The sequence below is a fragment of the Lacrimispora algidixylanolytica genome, from assembly GCF_003609635.1.
Lineage (GTDB): Bacteria > Bacillota > Clostridia > Lachnospirales > Lachnospiraceae > Lacrimispora > Lacrimispora algidixylanolytica.
Genome location: NZ_MCIA01000015.1, coordinates 31696 through 52199 on the forward strand (window position 1 = coordinate 31696; position 20504 = coordinate 52199).

The window sequence follows — 20504 nt, forward strand, 5'->3', positions numbered from 1 at the left end:
GCAAAACTGACGTTTTAGAATATTCCTATAAACTACATGATATCAAATGCATGTCATAATAGTAAACGCATAATAAAAGAACTTGCATGAAATATCAGGCCTATAGTGAATGCAAACTGCTTTTATTGTTTTTTCTAAAGTTCTCTATCTAAGTAAACGTCCACTTTTTACTATTTAAAAGTTTTAAGTTATATTTCTGGCAGTGAAAAATTGTCTATAAAATACTTTATATATTTTTCCTTTGGTTTGCTTTGGTATGCAATTCCATATTCCATGGTTTCCTGTTCCTGTATAGGAATAGCTATTATATCTTTTATGTCAGCAGAAATACAATATGCTGGCAAAATGGCGATTCCGTAACCTGATTTTGCAAGCAAAATTCCCACCTGGTCGTTTTCACATATAAAACCTAAATGTTGTTGTGAGTGAAATGTTAATTTCTGCTGTACTTTATCTTTATATTGAAAAGGGATCAAATCGGGATGTAAGGTAATCAGACAGCTTTCTTTTAAATCGTCAAACGTCAATTTTTTGTAGGCACTCAACGGAGAATCAACTGACATAACAGCATATTTTGTAATGACTTTTAATCTTTTAAACGTGCAATCTCTAGTATCTTTAATCATCTCTTTTGTTAAAAGCATAATATCTAATTGTTTGTCATCAAATAAAGCTATAAGCTGAGAATAATCTTTTATGATAATAACTGGATAAACTCTGGGATATTCAATTTGTAAATTTGATAAAATGATAGATAAACTTTGCAGTTCCGCATTACTTGTACAACCAATACGAAGAAAGCTGATATTTCTCGTGGCTGCTTTTTCGGCACGTTTTTTGGATATATCAATTTTCATTAATATTTCTTTTGCATCACCATAAAAGAATGTGCCTGCTTCTGTTAATCTCACCATTTTAGAAGTGCGGATAAATAATTTAGTATTTAGTTCTGCTTCCAGAGTTTGAATGTGATGCGTGACTGTAGGCGGTGATAAATAAAGCTCTTCTGCAGCCTTAGAAAAATTTAATTTATCAGCCACGCTTATGAAGCATTGCAATTGTTGGGTATTCAAAAGACCATCTCCTTTTTTATTATAATTTATTATAAAACAATGGATCGTTCATTTCAATACAACATTAGATTTTATCTAATGTTATAACGTTTTTTGAAATTCTCTTTATACTATTATAGTGTTACATTTAATATAGTAATTTACTATAAGAACAATACACTAAAAAATAAGAACCATACAAAGAAACAGAAAAAACAGACAGAATGAACCAAACAATCAATAATCATTATTGTTGTGGTAAGTGCTATAGGTAGAATCGTATTTGAAAGATTTAATATCGTACATAACTTTACTATAAATTAATAAAAAGGAGATTATAATATGCGCTATATTGTAACGGGTACAGATGGGAAACTTGGTGGAAGAGTTGCAGAAAATATGTTGAAAGAGGTAGATCCAAAAGATTTGATTTTTACTTGTCCTAATATTGAAAAATTAAATCCGGAGAAGAAAGAATATTGGAAACAGCTTGGAATAAGCGTAAAACAAGCGAATTATGATGATGTTGAAGAAATGACAAAATCATTTACAGGAGGAGATAGAATATATATTGTATCTGGCGTACTTATTGGAGAGGTTAGGGTGCAGCAACATAAGAATGTTGTTGATGCTGCTATTGCGGCCGGAGTAAAGCATATTACATATACTTCATTCCTCGGTGCAAGCGATCCAGCATATGAACATATATATGTAACTCCAGATCATACAGAAACAGAAAAGTATATTAAAGGAAGAGCAGAAGAAACGGGCATTACATATAACTTTATGAGAAATAATTTGTATATGGAAAATTATTTTACAACATCTGTCATGCTGGCGCTGATGTCCGATAATAAGTGGTATACTACTGCGGGGGAAGGAAAAGCTACATTCATTCCAAAGGATGACAGCGCAAGAGTTGCAACTGCCTTGCTTTTGGGAAAGGGAGAATTGAATACAGCATATAATGCATGTGGTTCCGAATCAATTTCTCAGAGGGATATCGTAGAATTAGTCAGTGAGTTATCGGGTATAAAAATTGAATATTGTCCTGTTAACCATGAGGAGTTTTTTGAATATTTGGATTCCATGAATATTCCCAGAGATTGTTCTGCTGATTTTTCAAAATCACCAGTTCCATGGTGCGGAAATGATATGGTTACAAATGAGGCTAGCATAGCAGAGGGATTAGCGGATGTAAAAAGTGATGCTGTGGAAAAATTAACTGGTCACAGACCAAAAACCGCGAAAGAGATAGCATTGAATTATAGTTATATTTGGGAACAAAATATTAGAAATTGGAAAGATATCAAATAGTTAGTTGATGTTTTTTGCTGTAACTTCTTTTGACTAAAGAATTATGAAAAAACAATAAAATGTGCTATTTCATAATCTTCACCTTATACAACGGATTTTCGTTATGTAAGATTTTTACCTATATAAAGTTGAAATTATCTTAGAAGCGAAATAAATTAATAATATCCCCACCAAATAAAAATTATATTTGGTGGGGATATTATTATGGTTAAATTACCAATAAACCTTCAAATTCGAAAAGCTTAGATTTCGCCGCACACGTCTCCAATCATTTCCACATCAACAGCACTGTCTATTTTTTTACCTTTATACGTACCTGAAATGTGATACAAGCACTGACAGCCGGATAATAATTTTACTTCATGGACAAACTCTGCATCTGGACCTGTAGCAAGACTAGTAAGCTTCACATCAAAGTCTTCCGCTGGGATGCGGATATTGATGATATTTGGATAAGAATGTCCTGATCTTTCGCTTTTCCAAATATCATCATAGGTAATGTCTGCCGATGCATTTTTCATGACACCGTCTTGGAGTAGAAATGTTGCAAAAGCATGTCTTTGTGTTGGAAGATATACGTCCCAAAGTGATACGGCTCCGCGGCCATTTTGTAGAGAGGACAGACCAATCCAAAGCCAACTACTATTTCCTGGACCAAATGAATTTTCTTCAGTATGGGTTTGAGCGATACCGTACTGTCTGTCGAACCATGCATAAGCATTATTTACTTTATATTCATGTCCTTGGAGAATAAAAGTCCCTTCCATTTTCATATTGGGGAATGAATACTGATAGGACCCAGTGTTACCAAAATTAATTAAGCCGGTTCCACCATTGTAAAGGATTTCTCCATTGGGGATGAAGTTCATGTGGATTTCATTCTCGCCAATCTTCAAATCCAGAGACATATGATTCATATCACCACTGAAATCACCCCAGGATGAGAAGCAATACATATGATCGGTAGCAATACCATTTTCTTCATTCACAGAAGAAAGAATCTTATTATTCAACCAGATATCATCTGTTGCATCCATAAAAAGGCTTTCTACACTGACTTTTATCTCATTATCATATGGCTGTACCATATGATGCCATGTAAAACCCAGTTGTTTACCGTCAGCTTCAAATTCAGTTTTGAGATACCATGAATCGATCAGTGCTTCTGGTACCGCTTTAAGATCATCTAAAGCATTAACTGACATTGGAAAACCATGATTAACCATTAAATTTTTTCTCATATCATTTACCTCATTTCTGTTATTTTTCTTGACATTATATGGAATGTTAGCTAACATTAAAAGATAGACACTGTGTCGTATATCTTGCTCATAGTATAATTTTATCTACACGGAAAAGCAATTTACAATATAAAGCAAAATGTCGTATTTTGAGGTGGTTGTTATGCAGACTTATGATAACGCAAGGATGAAAACCAGAAAAAAAATTATTGATGCATTCTGGTCACAATATAAAACAAAACCGATTGAAAAAATCACGGTAAAAGGTATTACTGATGAATGCCAAATACACCGGGCAACTTTTTATTTGCATTATCAGGATGTTTATGCTGTTTTAGAGGAAATAGAAGATATTTTGATAAATTCACTGAATCAAGTGAAAATGGAATACTTTGAGACATCCAATGATTTGAACAATTATGCGAAAGCACTTTTGAAAATCTTTGAGGATAATGGAGAATATATCCATTATCTTGTTGTTGAAAACAAACAGCCAGTCTTTGCAATGAAATACAAAAAAAAGTTGAAAGATCAATTTCCTAATGTATTTCATCCAAAAGTAGATGATTCCAAGACAAATCTAGCCATTGATATGACTTTATCTGCTTTAGTCGAGATGTTTATTCAATGGGCAGATACGGGTGTATTTTCTGCCGATGAAATGATTCGTATGGCAAAAGGATTTATGATAAATGGCATTTTTCATACGTTGCTCAACGATTTTGATATTGAACCAAGAATTGATCTTCGCGGCGACCAATACAAGCTTATATCAGAAAAATAGGATCTTTCTTCCAAGCAACATTACAGTATATGACGTTGAAAGAAGAGTGATGGATTTTTATCCCAAATCCGAATAACTGCCAGGTTGTTATAACAATTAACAGGATTAGGAAATGATTATCAGGAAGTTTAAATTTAAAAAGTTCTCTTTACGCAAATCCCCAAATGAATTTAGAATGTGCTTAAAATTTATAAAGTTCTCTATACACAGATAATCAAATGAATTTTGAAGATGGGTATCAAATAGTTTTTATGCAGTAAATAATGAAATGGGAGGAAAAGTGAATGAAACTAATTGAGCTTTGCAACATGCTAGAGATTCAAAAAGAAGTTCAGGAAAAATTAATGGAGTGCGAGAAACATATTGATTTTAAAGGCGTGGAAAAGGAAATGGAGCAAATGAAGCACCCAGAATGTTGGGAGGGTGCACTCGAGCGCCTGAAAAGTTTGCTAGGATCTGATGAGGACGGAATGAAAATTTTAACCTGTCAGTTGGAGTGTGTATGTGATACTTATGCTAAATACGAGAAACTTGGTATATCAAAAGAAATATTTATTGATACCATGAAATTTTTTCCGAGATTTCTGCAGGACCATAAAGATAGACATGGAAGTTATCGTTATGTCTGGGCATGGTGGGTAGTTCGTCAGATTTCAATGGTGGAATTTCGAATTGGAGAGCTTGAATATGAGATAAGAATGGAAAACCATAAGCATTTAATTGATATACATATTCCGGCAGATGCTGATATGACAATAAGCAAACTGCGTAATTCATATCTAGAAGCATTAGAATTTTTTAAGAAGTACTATCCAGAATTTATAGGCGCTGATATGGTTTGCAGTTCATGGTTACTTGCACCATCATTAAAGCATGTTTTACCTGAAAACTCTAAAATTTTACAATTTCAAAAATCATTTGATATTGGTATTATGGAAGATGATAGTTTGGGTTTTATGGATTGGATATATGGAAGCAGAAATATTCCAATAGAGGAATTGCCAGAGAATACATCCTTGCAACGGAAGCTTAAGCCCTACTTACGAAATGGCGGTAAGATAGAGTGGACATCTGGAACGTTGATTTTGAATCCTTTTTGAGAGGTTTAAATTGCTGTATATAACTATGAATAAGGATATGCAATATGGATTGATATAACCTGAGTCATAGCAAAATCGTGACACAAACATAGGCATAATCTGCCGACAAGGAATGACCAGTTTATGTCATCATCACGATTGTCTACTGAAGGCATGTAGTGTGCATTGTCAAATATAGTTGCAATAATTTTAATGATTACAGAAATCAGAAGCAGCCGGGAGTCACCGTCAGATTAGATAAAACTATAACAAGTGAGTACCTGATAAAATAAAAAATATTACGTTTGGTGCTCAGAGAGATATCATAAGATTCCTTATTCTTATGTTAAAGAAGTAACGCGGTTAGGCCTCCCTTGTAGTATGTGAAAGAATTTTATTGACAAACTGAATAGGAGAATATTTATGCCATTAGATATTAAAACATTTTGGGGGATTGAAGGAGAGCCAGTTGTGGTAGGTATCGCCCGGTTTAATCATATAGAAGTTGATGTAAACAATACAGAAAGTAGCTTTGGCACTATATTTGAAGCGACATCTATGGATGCCATCTGTAGCATTTTTTGACACCAATGTCTTCGGGAACATAAACATCATCAAAGCAATCATTCGACATTATCACCAAATAGGAGGCGAAACCATCGTGGATATTAGTTCTAACAATGTTTTTGTAACACTATCCATTTCAATCAATATACTGCTATCCTGAGATCGTACAACTGGAAGAGCGCTTGAATGGCAATCAAGAGATTATGGGCTCAAATCCCACTATCTCCACTTAAACCGTTCAAAGCACGTTGAAGCTGTCCTGATGCTTATCCAAACAATATGCTAATTCAAATGGTCTTGCGCGTAATAGGAGCCTGTGTTTTTCTGTTTTGTTGTAATTAGTAAATGTTTTCTTCTAAATGATTTAAAAGAGGCTTCTCCCGAACTATTTATAGAAAAGTAAATACTTATCAAAAAGGTTTCTTATATCACACATTTTTTCTGTATTAATAGATATAGACATTAAGAGCCAAAGCAATGAATCTGATGATAAAAAGGTAAATTTGTCAAAGAGGGACAGTGATTAGGTATCGAACTTGACATTATATTGAATTAGTGATATATTAGATGTGTCAGCACTCTCTAATTGCGAGTGCTAACAAAATGCAAATAAATAGAGCTAATAAAAGTCACTTTGTATAAAAGTGGCTTTTTTTTAATAAATTATTTGATACTATCACGATTTCAATTAATTAAATATATCTAATAAAATGAAGTAAGGGAAAGAGGTGATTATAAATGGGAGATAAAAATCCAAAGAAGCTGCTAAAGAAGAAAAAAGTTAATAAAGATTCTGTACTTTCGGACGTTGCAGTAGAAACAGTAGCAGCAAATAAAACGAAGAAAAAATAATAAAATAAAACGAAAGCGTGGTACTTATTTGAAAATAAAAAGAGTATTAGTTGGAAGCCCGGTTTATCAAAAAACAAAAATTTTGGAGGCATTTTTAACGTCACTAAAAAATCTTAAACGTAATACTATTTCGATTGACTATATGTTTGTTGATGACAATATTGATGATAAATCCAGTCAGTTGTTAGCTGGCTTTGAAAGAGAAGAATCCAAGGTTATTATCATTCGAGGTAAGGAATTGGGAGTGTATGAGTGTAATGACGAATCTCATCTATGGGACGACAACTTAATGTTAAAAGTAGCAAATTACAAAAATTCTATCATTAATTACGCAATAGACTATAATTATGATTATCTGTTTTTTGTGGACTCCGATTTGGTTTTGCATCCTAATTTGATAGAGCATTTGAAAATTCAAAATAAGGATATAATTTCTGAAATATTTTGGTCTCAATGGCATATAAACAGACCTTTTGAACCAAATGTTTGGATGTTCGATGAATATGATTTGGTTCCTAAGAAATTAGGCGAAGTCTTAAGTGATAAAGAGATGGAAATACGACAAACAAAGTTTTTAAACCAGCTTAGGATACCTGGCGTGTATGAAGTGGGCGGATTGGGAGCGTGCACATTGCTAAGCAGAGCTTCATTGGTGAAAGGCGTTAATTTCGAGCAAATTAAAAACTTAACCATACATGGTGAAGACAGATTCTTCTGTATACGTGCAGCTGTACTTGGCATTGAACTTTTTGTTGATACTACTTATCCAGCATATCATATTTATAGAGAGACAGATTTAGCTGGAGTTGAGGAATATGTGAAAGATTGCGAAGCTGACCTTGCCTTTGTACGTCAATATAAAGAAGAAGGAAATAAAATCACTCTTTCCATGATAGTAAAAAATGAAGCAGGACGTTACCTCAAACAGGTGTTAGAAAGTTTAAAGGGACATATTGATGAAGCTGTTATCATAGATGACGCAAGCTCAGATGATACAATAAATATGTGTAGAGACATACTAAAAGAAATTCCAGTGCATTTGATACAAAATGATAAATCAATGTTTGCGAGTGAGATCGAACTTAGAAAAAAGCAGTGGGATGAAACTGTAAAAACAAATCCGGATTGGATTTTAAACATAGATGCTGATGAAATATTAGAAAATAATTTTTGGGAAAATGCAAAAAAGCTCATTAATGACCAGGATTATGATTTGTATTGTTTTAGACTATATGATATGTGGAATGAAACTCAATATCGAGAAGATAAATATTGGAATGCACATAGCATTTACAGACCATTTTTAATGAGATATCAACCTGATTTTAAATATATATGGAATGAAGCAGCACAACATTGTGGAAGATTTCCTATCAATACTTCTTCTATTCCAAAGGCAACATCGGAATTCAGAGTAAAACATCTTGGCTGGGCAACGCCAGTCGATCGAGAAGAAAAGTATAAAAGGTATCAGCTTTTAGATTCGGATGCTATATTTGGAATTAAGGAACAATACGATTCCATCCTAGATTCCAATCCCAATTTAGTAAAATGGGATGAGGACCAAAAACAATGAAAATTGAAAAAAAGAAGATAAATGTTGGTGTGGGTTTCGTAACAGGACGAAAAAATTTTAAAAATGTTGTAAAAACTTATGTCGATAACTGGAATGAATCCGGACTGATTGATAATAAAAAAATTGCTATCCATTTGTTTGTAGCATATGATTTAAAGTATTACAGAACAAAAGTGAGCGATTATAAAATCACAGATGATGAGATATTGACGTTGGTGGATTCCGCTTATTATTTAGGAAATTCTGCAATAGCAAATGAAGTACAATTTCTGGTTGAAAAAGATGTCATCACCTTAAAAGAAGCGAAACTGATCTTTGGTGAAGGTTATGCGATGAAAAGAAATGCAGTTTTATATTTTGCTTTAAAAAACAAAATGGACTATCTCATTTTCCTTGATGATGACGAATATCCAATAGCAACGATTAAAATTAACAATAGTATTGTTTGGAAAGGTCAAGAAGTCTTATCAACGCATATTAACAATATAAAATATGCTGATATGACACATGGGCATCATTGCGGTTATATTTCACCAATACCTCAGTTGGATTTTAACGAAAAGCTTTCCGAAAACGAGTTTAGAATTTTCATTGAGTCCATAAGCAATGATATTATTAACTGGGACTCAATAAAAGAAAAGATGAAGGATGGCGGCGTTACCTATGCCAACCTTGATATTATTAATAGCGATACAGTTGAAACAGTTAAAGAAGTAAATGGAATGAAATTTATTTCGGGTGCTAATCTGGGCTTTAATCTCAAAAATCTTGATAAATTATTTCCGTTTTATAACCCACCGGGAGCAAGAGGAGAAGATACCTTTTTAAGTACCTGCATTGGCGAATGTAATATAAGAAAAGTACCTTGTTACACCTTCCACGACGGTTTCTCTAATTATGAGCATTTACTTCTAGGAGTACTTCCTAACAAATTAAAAGCTTTGAAAGCAGATTCAGGGGCTAATTCAATGAGATTTTTAAAAGCTTCCATAGGCTGGATTAGATACAAGCCGCTTTTGCTTTATATTACTCAAAGAGATAATTATGAAGCTGAAATAAAAAAAATGAAGGATAACTTATCTATAGTTATCCCAAAGGTTTGTAATTATTTTGAAAATGATCAGTTTAAAAATATACTAGAAGAACTTGAATTTTATCACTCACATGTTGAACAACACTATAGAGATTTTGAAAATACAAAATTGGCATGGCTGAAGGTAATTAAATTTCTAAAAGTTAATGAAAATATATCAAAAAAATGAAATAAAAAAATGAACAAATGATCTGACAACACAAAAGGAGGGAATAGCAGAATGAAAACCGTTATGCTGGTCTTTGGAACGCGCCCCGAGGCAATTAAGATGTGTACTTTGGTGAATGAGTTGAAATCTCGAAAAAAAATAAAAACAATAGTTTGTGTATCTGGACAGCATCGTCAAATGCTGGATCAGGTATTGACAGTTTTTAATGTAGTACCTGATTACAATTTGTCAATTATGCAGGATAATCAGACGCTATTTGATATAACAACTAACATTCTTAATCGCATTAAAAGCATTTTAGAAGAAGTTAAACCTGATTTGGTATTAGTACATGGCGACACTTCTACTACTTTTGTAACTGCTCTGGCTTGCTACTACCTGCAAATTCCGGTTGGACATGTTGAGGCTGGACTTAGAACTTATAATATTTTCTCCCCATATCCGGAAGAGTTTAATCGTCAGGCAGTCGGTATCTTAGCAATGTATCATTTTGCGCCCACGGAATTATCTAAAAATAACTTGATTCATGAAGGGAAAGTCCCATCAACGATTTATGTGACTGGAAACACTGCGATTGATGCACTAAAAACTACGGTGAGAGAGGACTATACTCATGAGCAGCTTACGTGGTCAAAAGATAGCAGACTCATCATGTTGACTGCTCATCGCAGAGAAAATCTTGGAGAACCACTTAACAATATATTCAGAGCAATAAAGAGAATTGTCGATGAGACGCCAGATATCAAAGTGCTCTATCCTATTCATATGAACCCAGTGGTGAGAGAAGCGGCCAATACAATCCTTGGTAAACATGATAGAATAAGAATAATCGAACCAATCGATGTTTTGGATTTTCACAATTTTCTTTCAAGATGTTATTTAATATTGACTGATAGCGGTGGAATACAAGAAGAAGCACCAAGTCTGGGAAAGCCAGTTCTGGTTATGCGTGATACAACAGAACGGCCCGAGGGCATAGCTGCCGGCACTTTAAAACTGGTTGGAACAGATGAAGGAGTAATCTATAAAACATGTAAACAGCTCCTTGATGATAAAGCTGAGTATGAAAAAATGAGTCATGCGAGCAATCCATATGGTGATGGGCATGCAAGTGAAAGAATAGCTGATATATTGGAGAAATCATTTGGTTATTGAAAGGTTACGATTTAGATATGTGCGAATGGATGAAAACGGTAAAATTGCAGGGTTTCACCACAAGAAGTTATAGCTTTTGAGTGAAAAATGGGGCTAAAAAATGCGATTTTTAGCCTTATTTTTTGGCTCTTCCACGGATGACATAGGGTATAATGAGAGAAATGTTTCTTTAATAGTCATTTGGTATAGAAAGAAAATAAGTCACGGTATAGCGTTTTTATAGTCCATTCTCCCCTTGACACTCTTACCATTGCTTTATTAAAAGACACAATGTTTCTGTGAACATCGACAGTCGTAAGCGCACAAATTTCCGAACGACGGGACGTGCAAAAACGCGGCGAGGAAAACAACTTTTAACATTTCCTTGTCCTGCTTAAAATGTTCCATAAGCATTTCGTTATAACCCTTGTTCACTCCAAAGCTTAAAATAGATCCCCTTTTTGTTTATTAATTCATTATGGCTACCTTCTTCAACAATATTACCTTTATCTATAACATAAATACTATCACACTGCTTAATCGTACTTAATCTATGTGCAATTATAATTGTAGTCATTCCACTAACACATTCCTCTAGCGTTTTTTGTATCGCGCTTTCTGTTAACAAATCTAAATTTGATGTTGCTTCGTCCATTATCACTATGTCTGGTTTTTTTAACAATGCCCTTGCAATTGATAAGCGTTGCCGCTGACCACCAGATAAGTTCATTCCTCTTTCTTCTAATACAAAATCATAGCCTGCGTGTAAACTCATAATGTAATCGTGTATCTGAGCTTTCTTACAGGCACTTATCATATCATCATATGTTACGTTCTCGTAAGCAAATTCTAAATTGCTCCTTATTGTTCCGGTAAAGAAAAATGAATCTTGTGATATATAGCTTATTCTATCTCTTAAAATATCTCTGTCTATATCATTTATATTATATGTGTTAATGCTAATTTTCCCATCTTTAATTTTATAGAACCCCATTAATAATTTTGCAATGGTTGTTTTTCCAGATCCGCTTTCGCCTACTAGTGCAATTTTTTGTCCTTGCTTAATATGAATATTTACATTATTTAAAATGTTATCTTTAAAACCATAAGCAAAATCAACAAGCTCTAATACAATATCACCATATAAGCTATTAGGTTTTTCAGTTTCTTCTCCTTGTTTTTCCAGCTCTAGATCTAAAATTTCTCCTAAGCGGTCACTTGCTACAATTGCCTCTTGAAGATGAGGTTGTAGGTTTATTATTCTACTGATCGGCTCAATAAAATATGCTAAAAGAACATTAAAGGTAATAAGTTCACCAATGGTTATTTCATTTTTTAAAACTAAGCTCCCTCCAAACCATAGTAAAACAACAGCAAAACCTCCGCTGACTACACCCATTAGGGATTCCTGAACATTATATGTTAATCCCTGAGTAAAACCACTTTTTATTAACTTTAGAAAGTTACTTTTTGTTTTGTCTTTTACAAGATCTTCTCTATTGTACGCTTTAATCGTTTCTATTCCCTCTAATGATTCGACTAAATAAGAAGTTAAAACTGCATTATCTTCCATTACTTCTAAATTTACTTTTTTCAACTTATTCTTGAATAAAACGATGAATATCATGTAAAGAGTAATTGGGATAAAACAAAGGAAAAATAATTTGCTATTTTTCATATAAAGGATTACCCCTCCGATAATTGACATCAATGTATCAATCATAAGAGTCAACGTCACTTGAGAAATAACATTTCTTATTTTATCTCCATCTCTAAATCTGGATATAATTTCACCGACTTTTCTAGTAGAAAAGAAGTTCATAGGTAAATTAACAACATGATTATAATATCCTAACATAAGCGGTATATCTATTTTCTGAGCCATATATAGTAATAATATTTTTCTTAGAAATTCAAATAATACTTTGAAAATGGACAATATTAACATTGATATAGAAAGTATGTGTAAGCCAGACAGAGTTTTTCTGGGTATTATATTGTCTATTAGTATTTGATAATACAGAGAACCAGCTAGTCCAAAAGCTGTAACTAAGATGGAGGCAAAGAAGATGCCCAAGAGTAACTTTTTTTGTACAAATATTAAATTCCAAAAACGATTATAAATGCTCTTCGTTTGATTTCCTTTTCGAAATCTTATTGTGGGGGTCATTAGAATTAGGATACCAGTCCATAATTTGAAAAAATCATCTGGCTTATAACGAATGATACCTTTCTCAGGATCCGCAACTGTGATATAGTTATTCGTTATTTTGTGTATAACTACAAAATGAAGTAACATTTTATCCGTTATAATATGGGCAATAAGTGGTACCTGTAATGAATTAAAAAGCTCGTTTTTATTGTTTGTACGAACTCCCTCTGCTTGAAACCCTAGTTTTTCAGCTGCCTGAATCATACCAAAGATGGAAGTTCCTTCTAAATCAGTTTCCGATAGTACTCTTATTTTTGAAACTGGTAGTTTTAATCCATAACTTTCACATATTGTAGCCAAACAAGCGGGACCGCAGTCACGCAAATCTTGCTGTCTTATACAGGGATATTTAGTAATGTATTTCATCTTTTTCCTTCCTTGGATTATATGTACTTCATAAATATAATTATTTTTAAAAAGCTGATTTCATATGAAATCAGCTTTTTGATTTTAAAGTGTATATGAAAATATATACTTATCTAAATTCTACACTAAAGACGTTCCAACTTGGATTCTCATTTTGTGTGAGATTTCTATAATGTGTAGCTTCCCCTTGTGATCCAAAGTTAAAATTGAAATATACTAAATTTCCATACTGGTCATAAGCCTTAAATCCCCAGCCACCTCCAATAATATTTCTTTGTTCCTGAATTGATAATTTCTGCATAGTTAAGTACTTCCTTTCGTTTTTATTTGGATCTTTTTAATGTATATTGCCTAAACACAAATATATGTTAAAAATTCTTTAAACACATCTATTTGCAAGTGAGTTATTATGTAAAATCTATGTTATATTTAATAAAAAAGAAATATTTATTGATGAATACACAAAAATAATTTATAAAATCTACATAGATGGAAAAATGTCAAGAAACATCAAATAATAAATAAAAATAATATATTTAATCATAATCTTATGATAATATCATGGTGTTAATATATAAGTGTGGACACGAAAAGTTTAACACGTTAAAACACCAAAATAAAAGGTCCGTGAATATTCCAAAACGCTATCTAATATACGGATGAAGTTAAAATACAAATAGTAGATTTATCGTAAAGTTCATCAATTTTATAATGTGTAATCTTTCATAGTCATAGAAATAGTGCTGGTTTGTCGCGGTTGGTGGTGCATATTATAAATATTGCTCTTCTGGCGTGACTCAATAATAAAATAATCTCGTTTTTGGTATCAAGAAAAAGGAAGGATAATACGATGAAGCGAAGAGATATTTTAATGACTATTGGTTTTACACTACTATTAGTGCTTTTGTTCGGCGTTGTTCTAGTGCTGATGATCAGCAGTGGGGAGCAATGGTTTGCTTATCTGATTCTGGCGGCCTGTTTGGTGGGAACAGTGAAACCACTTCACAGAGCCTCTATAATCTATATTTAAGTCTCGTAAGGACCTATGATCTGAAAGGCGTTAAGATGATGGTTGGGACCGATGGGAGCGAAGGTGATGCTATTCACATAGAATTTGACGAGCTTGAGAAAGCTGGCATCTCCCCACTTCATGTTCTTCAGATGACGACCTTGAGCGGAGCTGAGTTTCTAGGGAGGCTGGATGATATGGGGACCGTAGAAGCTGGCAAGAATGCTGATTTAGTACTTTTGGATGGAGATCCTATCGAGAGCGTTCAAAATCTTCATAAGATAAACGCTGTGATACGTGCAGGTTCGTATCACAGTAAGGATGAACTAGACTTTATTAAGAAAAAATATACAAACGAAAAGTAGAGAAATTGAACGATTAGAAGATAGGAGATATTATAATTCGTTACGAGCGAAATGATAGTATTCGAACTGAATATGGGGAGCAGACATTAAAACAACTTTCTAAGACATTGACTGCTGAAGAGATCATTGAAGCAGATTTGAAAGTAAAAAGATAGTATTTGCATATTACAATTCGTTGTGATATGCTATCGATATAAGGTACTTGAGTACCTTATATATGACGGCATTTAAAATAATAACATAATATGCGTTATGGTTCAATGACCAACAATAGGAGGTTGTACTGTGAATAAAAATGTTAGTCGACGCCGGGGTACCACACTGGAAAATGCAATTCTAGATCAGGCTTGGCTACTGATTCAACAAACGGGATATGGCGGCATGACTATGATTGATGTAGCACATGCTGCAAAAACCAATAAAAATGCGATTTATCGCCGCTGGTCTCAAAAATGCCATCTTGTTATGACTGCTTTAAGCCGACAAGTACCAGAAATAAATTTTGAAATTTCAGATCATGGCTCCCTGAAAGAAGATTTAACGGCATTATTTGAAAGTTTAAATCCTATTTTTAATATTATCAAGCCTGATGACCTAAGAGATTTAATTTCAGATATGTTTTCCAATATAGCTTCTTATGATTTTTTTAGTGGTAGTAATCACGAGAACAGTATTCGTAAATCAATTGAGGCTATTATATTGAGAGCTAATTATCGTAACGAGGTTTCACTTTCAATTAATACTATTTCTGAAAAAGCTCTAAATTTACCTTATCTTCTAATTATTAACGAGATTGTTTTGCATGGCACACTAGTAGAATCGAGTATTGAAGATATCATAGATAATATTTTACTTCCGATATATATGGCACATAAATAAGCCGAGTGGATAGAACTACACATAAGAAAAAATGTAGTTGGTAAAAACGTTGAGAAGGTGTAAAATGCTAAAAAAGATACTAGTTGTAGACGATGATGAAGATATCGTAAAACTTATCACAAAGAGTTTAAGATACGAACAATTTGAAACAATTTCGGCATATTCTGGGGAAGAGGCATTATCTGCATTGAAAGAAAATTCCATTGATTTCATTATTCTTGATATAATGATGCCTGGCATGGATGGTCTTGATGCCTGCCGAAGCATCCGAAAATCTTATAATGTTCCAATTCTGTTTTTAAGTGCGCGTGATAAGGAGATCGATAAAATTGTTGGTCTCGAAATAGGAGCAGACGATTACATAACCAAACCATTTAGTTGTCAGGAACTTATCTCCAGGATAAAGGCTCACTTCAGAAAAGTAGACAGGCTGTTTAAAGAATGGAATAATATTGATTTCGATAAAGAAAAATTGATTTCTCCACTCATTTTAAACGAAAAGACGTTTGAAGCATTCCTTAATAGCAGGAAGCTCGATTTATCAACGAAGGAATTTCAAATATTGTTTTTTCTTATGAACCACCCCAATAATGTATTGACTCGTGAGCAGATCTATGAAAATGTTTGGGGAGACGAATACGGAGAAATAAATACCGTAACTGTTCATATAAAAAATATTCGTAAGAAACTTGATCCTGAGTGTGACTTTATTAAAACAATTTGGGGTATCGGATATAAGTATACAGAAAGAGAATAATTAGCATGAAACTAAAAATAAAGCTTTCCCTTTTATTCCTGATAATGTTTCTTGTTTTTATGACTTCAATAGGAATATATTTGAAGATTATTTTTGCAGCAGGTTCACCGATACGAAGTTCAGCGCTGATTCCACAGTATGTTTCTTTGCTTCTGCCCATATGTGCCATTGCCTGTATCATATTTAGTATTCTCATTCTCTATATACGTTTTAATATAGAGAAACCAATTCAATTACTTAATGCCAGGTTGGAAGAGGTCAATATAGTACATACATTGCATCCGCTTACACGAAGGAGTAATGATGAAATTGGTGCTCTTTACAAACACTTTAATAATATGGAGGAAAGGCTTCGACTGGCAAACAAAGAGCAAATAGATATCATTGCGGCAATTACTCACGATCTAAAAACACCTTTAACATCTATGAATGGTTTTGCTCAACTGCTAGGTACGCACAGGGATCTACCAGAGACTGAAAGGCAGGAATATTATGAGCTGATTCAAAAGAAGTCGAAATATATGACAGAACTCATCAATGACTTCTCCAGTTTTACCAAAGAAAAAATGGATTTAGAATCTATGAGAACTAAACCTATAGATGTTTCAAAATTATTCGAAGATATTGCAATGGAATATGAATATGAACTGGATGGACTTGGCTATGAGTTTACTTGTCATCATTCATTTGCAGAAAATATGCTGATGATGGCCAATGAAACGATGATACGTCGGGTTTTCGGTAATCTCTTCAGTAATGCGGTAAGATATGGAGGGGAAAGAGAGTTAAAAGTGTACATGACCGGGTATCAACAAGGGCGTCATGTATTCTTTCTAATTGAGGATAATGGAATTGGTGTACCAGATAAGGATATATCATCCCTGTTTCTCAAGTTTTTCACTGTGGATAAATCAAGGCAAGCCCAGAACGAGGGGATGGGACTTGGTCTTGCAAGTTGTAAATCCATTATTGAACATCATGGTGGCAAAATTTTTGCATATCATTCCGAGTATGGAGGTTTAGGGATAAAGTTCAGCCTTCCTCTTATGACATAATACTAACTCATTCATCCATTTTCTTTACAACAAAGTTAAAGGTCGCTGCCAGCTGTGAATACAAAGGCAGCGGCTATTTTTATTTGCCATTGCTTCATAGTTTTTTATATTCTCTTTATTAACATTTATTTTCTTTTAAGTGAAGCTTTATCTTTGCATTGTAATATTTTCTTGTAGCCAAAAACAATACAAGAATAGAAAGGAGTAAAACTATATGACTAAAGATAATTTTCTTGATGTCGCCATAGACAAGAGATCCCACTTAGGAATCTGCACTTTTTTGTCTATTGAAGTGACGAGGGGAGTAATCATTAGAACTGAAAAAGGAGGATATTGGAATGTCAGTTGAATTCAGCCGTTGGCCTGATAACTACATGATGTCATACCAGGTTACCAAAGCCCTGGGTATGGCAAGCCTCGGTGCTACGGATGTCACCGAGATCTACGAAGCCTGTAAAAAAATAGATCCAAATGATAAGGATACGTGGCATAGAGAATGGCTTATAACGGCTCAGGCCCTGGAAAAGCACGGAAAGGAGGCCGAAGCCATTGGAAACTGGTATACAGCACGTAACTGCTATATTCGCTCTTGTAATTACTACCGAATTGCGGAGTATTCTGTGATGAGTGATGACGCTGAGAAAATATCTCTATTTAATAAGGTAAATGAACTCTTTGAGGCTGCAGGAAAATACTTTGATGTTCCTCCGGAGAAGATCAAAGTTGATTATGAGGATGTTAAACTGAATGGATATTTCTTCTCGCCTTCTTGGATAAAAGGCCCGAAGCCAACGATTTTCGCTCTCAACGGTGGGGATGAGTGGTCAATCGAGAACTATTTCTGGCTGGGCCCTGCCTTTCTTTCGTGTGGGTACAACTTTCTGGTCTATGACCAGCCTGGAACTGGTCTGTCAATGTATGAGAAGGGGAAGGGGAGACGGGCTGACAGCGAGGCCTTCCATTCACGGGCAATCGATTTTCTTCTGACACGTCCGGAAGTCGATCCAGATAAAATCATCGTGCACGGTGAGAGCTTTGCGGCATACGACTCTTTGCGATTTGCTTCATTTGATCACAGAATAGCTGCCGTCATTTCCGACGGTGGTACGCATGCGTTCGACTGGGAAGCAATGCTTAAATGGATGCCACCGAGTCTGGCAGCCCACGGCATGAGAATTTTGGGCGCCAAAAGTTTGGATGAATTTGCGGGCAATCCGCGTTTTGCCTATGATCTGGAGGGCGTGCTCCACCAAATAGAGTGCCCGCTTCTTGTGATGCATGGTGTGGAAGAGATATTGGTACAGCCAAATCCGCTATCACAAGCCTGGAAGAATTACGAGCAGGCCGGTTCGAAAAACAAGACGTTTTTCCCAATTGAGGACAGACGACTTGGCGGATTAGAACATTGTCAGGTTGACAACATCAATGTTCTCCATGAGGTAGCGCTGAATTGGCTCTGCTCCATCGGGCTTGGTCCGACAGCACCTCGCCCAAGTGATCGCTAGCATATTAAAAAATGATTTATGGCAGCCCTCTTTTTTCCCTTCTCATAGATGATTTAGGGTAGTTGCACGTGAAGATCTTGCAAATTGCTGTCCTCATTTTGTTTCCAGATTTGTTTTTCTATAAAGGATGTGGTTCTAGGGTCTAGGTGCAAAAATGAAGGGGTATTCTTCTTCCTAAAAAGAGGTTCAGACAGAATGAGAAACGGATACGCAAGAGGTTGAATTTAAGAAGTTAAGGCTGAATCGAAAGCACTTGACTATATAAGGAGGAATAACTATACTAAATTTAGAGAGTAAAATATTTAAACTTATGTTTTTTTGTAGTATATGGCCATGATGTTTCCTGATTTGCAAGTACAAACAAGAAATAGATTTTATTTAAATATATAAAGTATGAAAGGTGGGATGGTAATGAAAATTCTCATTGTCGGCTATTTCACGGAGTCCTCTAAATTGAATATTATAAGGCATTTTCCCGAAGAATGGAACATCATTATAGTTCCACCTGGAGAAGAAATGCTGCATCATATGAAAGATTGCCAAGTAATCATACCAGAACATGTTAGAATTGACTACAATCTACTTTCTATAGCAAAAGAATTAAAATTAGTTCAGACAGGTGCAGGATATGATAATGTAGATATCGATGCCTGTACACAACTCGGCATTTGGGCAGCCAATGCAGCAGGAGTGAATGCTCAGGCAGTGGCTGAGCATGTAATGGCATTAATATTATCTTATTATAAAAACATACCGTTTCTTGATGCTTTCATGAAAAACAAAATAGATCAAAATCAATTGAATTATACAGGGAGTGAGTTAAAAGGCAAAACAGTTGGAATTATTGGGTTTGGCGCTATTGGTAAAAAAGTAGCCAAGTTTTGCGAGGTTTTCGATATGAATGTGCTGGTTTATGCAAGAAATCCTGTTAAACAGTATGATGGGTTTGCTCAGATAATAAATTTCGATGATCTTATAAGCAAATCAGATATAGTAACTGTACATGCATCCTTGAATCCGCAAAGCCAAAAACTAATTGACAAAGAAGTATTCAAGAAAATGAAGAATACTGCATTGTTTATCAATACATCTCGTGGTGGGATTGTAAATGAAAAAGACTTAATAGATGCGTTAAAAAACAAAGATATCTCAGGTGCATGTCTTGATGTGTTTGAAAAAGAACCCCTTCCAATTGACAGTGAGCTTCGGAATTTGAGTAATGTGATACTTACGCCTCATACAGCTGGGCTGCCTGACGGTCTTAAATTTCATAAAAAGAGATATGATTTCTTTGTGAATAATATAAAGCGTGTAGAAAATGGTGAAGAGCCTGAAAGTAAGCTTAACCAGTTGCTCTAGTTTTGATATAATAAAAACAGATTCTCCCTATACAGATTTGTATGGGGATACATTTGACACCAACTAAGTCAGAAAGGTGTTCAAGAGAGACCGTTCATTTTCAAGCTAATTGAGAATGGACGGTCTCTCTTTT

The 20504-nt window shown here is 34.4% G+C and carries 18 protein-coding genes; 14 read left to right on the forward strand and 4 right to left on the reverse strand.

The features are described 5' to 3' along the window. Positions 1 to 188: 188 nt before the first annotated feature. Complete coding sequence (locus tag BET01_RS10450) at positions 189 to 1073, reverse strand: LysR family transcriptional regulator (protein ID WP_120196744.1); 885 nt, start codon at positions 1071 to 1073, stop codon at positions 189 to 191. A gap of 321 nt (positions 1074 to 1394) precedes the next feature. Here BET01_RS10450 and BET01_RS10455 point away from each other — a divergent pair, with 321 nt between their 5' ends. Continuing rightward, positions 1395 to 2369 (forward strand): NmrA family NAD(P)-binding protein, encoded by a 975-nt coding sequence (locus tag BET01_RS10455; RefSeq protein WP_120196745.1) that lies wholly within the window; start codon positions 1395 to 1397, stop codon positions 2367 to 2369. A 242-nt stretch (positions 2370 to 2611) separates the two neighbouring features. On the opposite strand, the gene BET01_RS10460 is transcribed toward BET01_RS10455, so the two are convergent. Continuing rightward, the gene (locus tag BET01_RS10460; RefSeq protein ID WP_158585035.1) at positions 2612 to 3610 is read right to left on the reverse strand and encodes a lipocalin-like domain-containing protein; all 999 of its coding nucleotides are present in this window, start codon (positions 3608 to 3610) and stop codon (positions 2612 to 2614) included. A 163-nt stretch (positions 3611 to 3773) separates the two neighbouring features. Here BET01_RS10460 and BET01_RS10465 point away from each other — a divergent pair, with 163 nt between their 5' ends. From BET01_RS10465 to wecB, 6 genes are all read left to right on the forward strand, one after another. After that, on the forward strand, positions 3774 to 4394 hold the full coding sequence (locus tag BET01_RS10465; protein ID WP_120196747.1) for a TetR/AcrR family transcriptional regulator: 621 nt from the start codon (positions 3774 to 3776) through the stop codon (positions 4392 to 4394). A gap of 284 nt (positions 4395 to 4678) precedes the next feature. After that, complete coding sequence (locus BET01_RS10470) at positions 4679 to 5494, forward strand: acyltransferase domain-containing protein (RefSeq protein ID WP_120196748.1); 816 nt, start codon at positions 4679 to 4681, stop codon at positions 5492 to 5494. Positions 5495 to 5896: 402 nt separating this feature from the next. Beyond that, on the forward strand, positions 5897 to 6058 hold the full coding sequence (locus BET01_RS21590) for a hypothetical protein (protein WP_158585036.1): 162 nt from the start codon (positions 5897 to 5899) through the stop codon (positions 6056 to 6058). An 862-nt stretch (positions 6059 to 6920) separates the two neighbouring features. Further along, entirely contained in the window at positions 6921 to 8468 is a 1548-nt protein-coding gene (locus BET01_RS10475; RefSeq protein WP_120196749.1) for a glycosyltransferase family 2 protein, read from the forward strand. Then, positions 8465 to 9730, forward strand: a complete 1266-nt coding sequence (locus tag BET01_RS10480; protein ID WP_120196750.1) for a hypothetical protein — start codon at positions 8465 to 8467, stop codon at positions 9728 to 9730. Before BET01_RS10475 ends, BET01_RS10480 begins: the two co-directional genes overlap by 4 nt. A 51-nt stretch (positions 9731 to 9781) precedes the next feature. Further along, positions 9782 to 10885 carry a non-hydrolyzing UDP-N-acetylglucosamine 2-epimerase gene (wecB, locus tag BET01_RS10485; protein WP_120196751.1) on the forward strand — a complete coding sequence of 368 codons (1104 nt, stop codon included), beginning with the start codon at positions 9782 to 9784 and terminating at the stop codon, positions 10883 to 10885. A gap of 397 nt (positions 10886 to 11282) precedes the next feature. Here wecB and BET01_RS10490 read toward each other — a convergent pair whose 3' ends face one another. Next, positions 11283 to 13442 carry a peptidase domain-containing ABC transporter gene (locus BET01_RS10490; protein ID WP_120196752.1) on the reverse strand — a complete coding sequence of 720 codons (2160 nt, stop codon included), beginning with the start codon at positions 13440 to 13442 and terminating at the stop codon, positions 11283 to 11285. A 109-nt stretch (positions 13443 to 13551) separates the two neighbouring features. Then, positions 13552 to 13743, reverse strand: coding sequence for a hypothetical protein (locus BET01_RS10495; protein WP_120196753.1), 192 nt, complete (start codon positions 13741 to 13743; stop codon positions 13552 to 13554). Positions 13744 to 14292: 549 nt separating this feature from the next. Here BET01_RS10495 and BET01_RS21595 point away from each other — a divergent pair. The 7 genes from BET01_RS21595 (at position 14293) to BET01_RS10525 (ending at position 20371) form a co-directional block, all read left to right on the forward strand. Next, complete coding sequence (locus tag BET01_RS21595; protein ID WP_158585037.1) at positions 14293 to 14472, forward strand: hypothetical protein; 180 nt, start codon at positions 14293 to 14295, stop codon at positions 14470 to 14472. Positions 14473 to 14507: 35 nt separating this feature from the next. Beyond that, positions 14508 to 14816 carry an amidohydrolase family protein gene (locus tag BET01_RS10500; protein ID WP_158585038.1) on the forward strand — a complete coding sequence of 103 codons (309 nt, stop codon included), beginning with the start codon at positions 14508 to 14510 and terminating at the stop codon, positions 14814 to 14816. Positions 14817 to 15101: 285 nt separating this feature from the next. After that, entirely contained in the window at positions 15102 to 15695 is a 594-nt protein-coding gene (locus BET01_RS10505; protein ID WP_120196755.1) for a TetR/AcrR family transcriptional regulator, read from the forward strand. Between the two features lie 64 nt (positions 15696 to 15759). Beyond that, positions 15760 to 16452 (forward strand): response regulator transcription factor, encoded by a 693-nt coding sequence (locus tag BET01_RS10510; RefSeq protein WP_120196756.1) that lies wholly within the window; start codon positions 15760 to 15762, stop codon positions 16450 to 16452. Between the two features lie 5 nt (positions 16453 to 16457). Beyond that, positions 16458 to 17507, forward strand: a complete 1050-nt coding sequence (locus tag BET01_RS10515) for a sensor histidine kinase (protein ID WP_120196757.1) — start codon at positions 16458 to 16460, stop codon at positions 17505 to 17507. Positions 17508 to 17845: 338 nt separating this feature from the next. Beyond that, positions 17846 to 19012 (forward strand): alpha/beta hydrolase family protein, encoded by a 1167-nt coding sequence (locus BET01_RS10520; protein WP_120196758.1) that lies wholly within the window; start codon positions 17846 to 17848, stop codon positions 19010 to 19012. Between the two features lie 411 nt (positions 19013 to 19423). Next, positions 19424 to 20371 carry an NAD(P)-dependent oxidoreductase gene (locus BET01_RS10525; protein ID WP_120196759.1) on the forward strand — a complete coding sequence of 316 codons (948 nt, stop codon included), beginning with the start codon at positions 19424 to 19426 and terminating at the stop codon, positions 20369 to 20371. Positions 20372 to 20504: the final 133 nt, after the last annotated feature.

Excerpts from the sequence above, each read along its gene's own strand:
- BET01_RS10455 (WP_120196745.1), top strand. The coding sequence starts at position 1,395 with ATGCGCTATATTGTAACGGGTACAGATGGGAAACTTGGTGGAAGAGTT.
- BET01_RS10460 (WP_158585035.1), bottom strand. The coding sequence starts at position 3,610 with ATGAGAAAAAATTTAATGGTTAATCATGGTTTTCCAATGTCAGTTAAT.
- BET01_RS10465 (WP_120196747.1), top strand. The coding sequence starts at position 3,774 with ATGCAGACTTATGATAACGCAAGGATGAAAACCAGAAAAAAAATTATT.
- BET01_RS10470 (WP_120196748.1), top strand. The coding sequence starts at position 4,679 with ATGAAACTAATTGAGCTTTGCAACATGCTAGAGATTCAAAAAGAAGTT.
- BET01_RS21590 (WP_158585036.1), top strand. The coding sequence starts at position 5,897 with ATGCCATTAGATATTAAAACATTTTGGGGGATTGAAGGAGAGCCAGTT.
- BET01_RS10480 (WP_120196750.1), top strand. The coding sequence starts at position 8,465 with ATGAAAATTGAAAAAAAGAAGATAAATGTTGGTGTGGGTTTCGTAACA.
- wecB (WP_120196751.1), top strand. The coding sequence starts at position 9,782 with ATGAAAACCGTTATGCTGGTCTTTGGAACGCGCCCCGAGGCAATTAAG.
- BET01_RS10490 (WP_120196752.1), bottom strand. The coding sequence starts at position 13,442 with ATGAAATACATTACTAAATATCCCTGTATAAGACAGCAAGATTTGCGT.
- BET01_RS10495 (WP_120196753.1), bottom strand. The coding sequence starts at position 13,743 with ATGCAGAAATTATCAATTCAGGAACAAAGAAATATTATTGGAGGTGGC.
- BET01_RS21595 (WP_158585037.1), top strand. The coding sequence starts at position 14,293 with ATGAAGCGAAGAGATATTTTAATGACTATTGGTTTTACACTACTATTA.
- BET01_RS10500 (WP_158585038.1), top strand. The coding sequence starts at position 14,508 with ATGATGGTTGGGACCGATGGGAGCGAAGGTGATGCTATTCACATAGAA.
- BET01_RS10510 (WP_120196756.1), top strand. The coding sequence starts at position 15,760 with ATGCTAAAAAAGATACTAGTTGTAGACGATGATGAAGATATCGTAAAA.
- BET01_RS10515 (WP_120196757.1), top strand. The coding sequence starts at position 16,458 with ATGAAACTAAAAATAAAGCTTTCCCTTTTATTCCTGATAATGTTTCTT.
- BET01_RS10520 (WP_120196758.1), top strand. The coding sequence starts at position 17,846 with ATGTCAGTTGAATTCAGCCGTTGGCCTGATAACTACATGATGTCATAC.
- BET01_RS10525 (WP_120196759.1), top strand. The coding sequence starts at position 19,424 with ATGAAAATTCTCATTGTCGGCTATTTCACGGAGTCCTCTAAATTGAAT.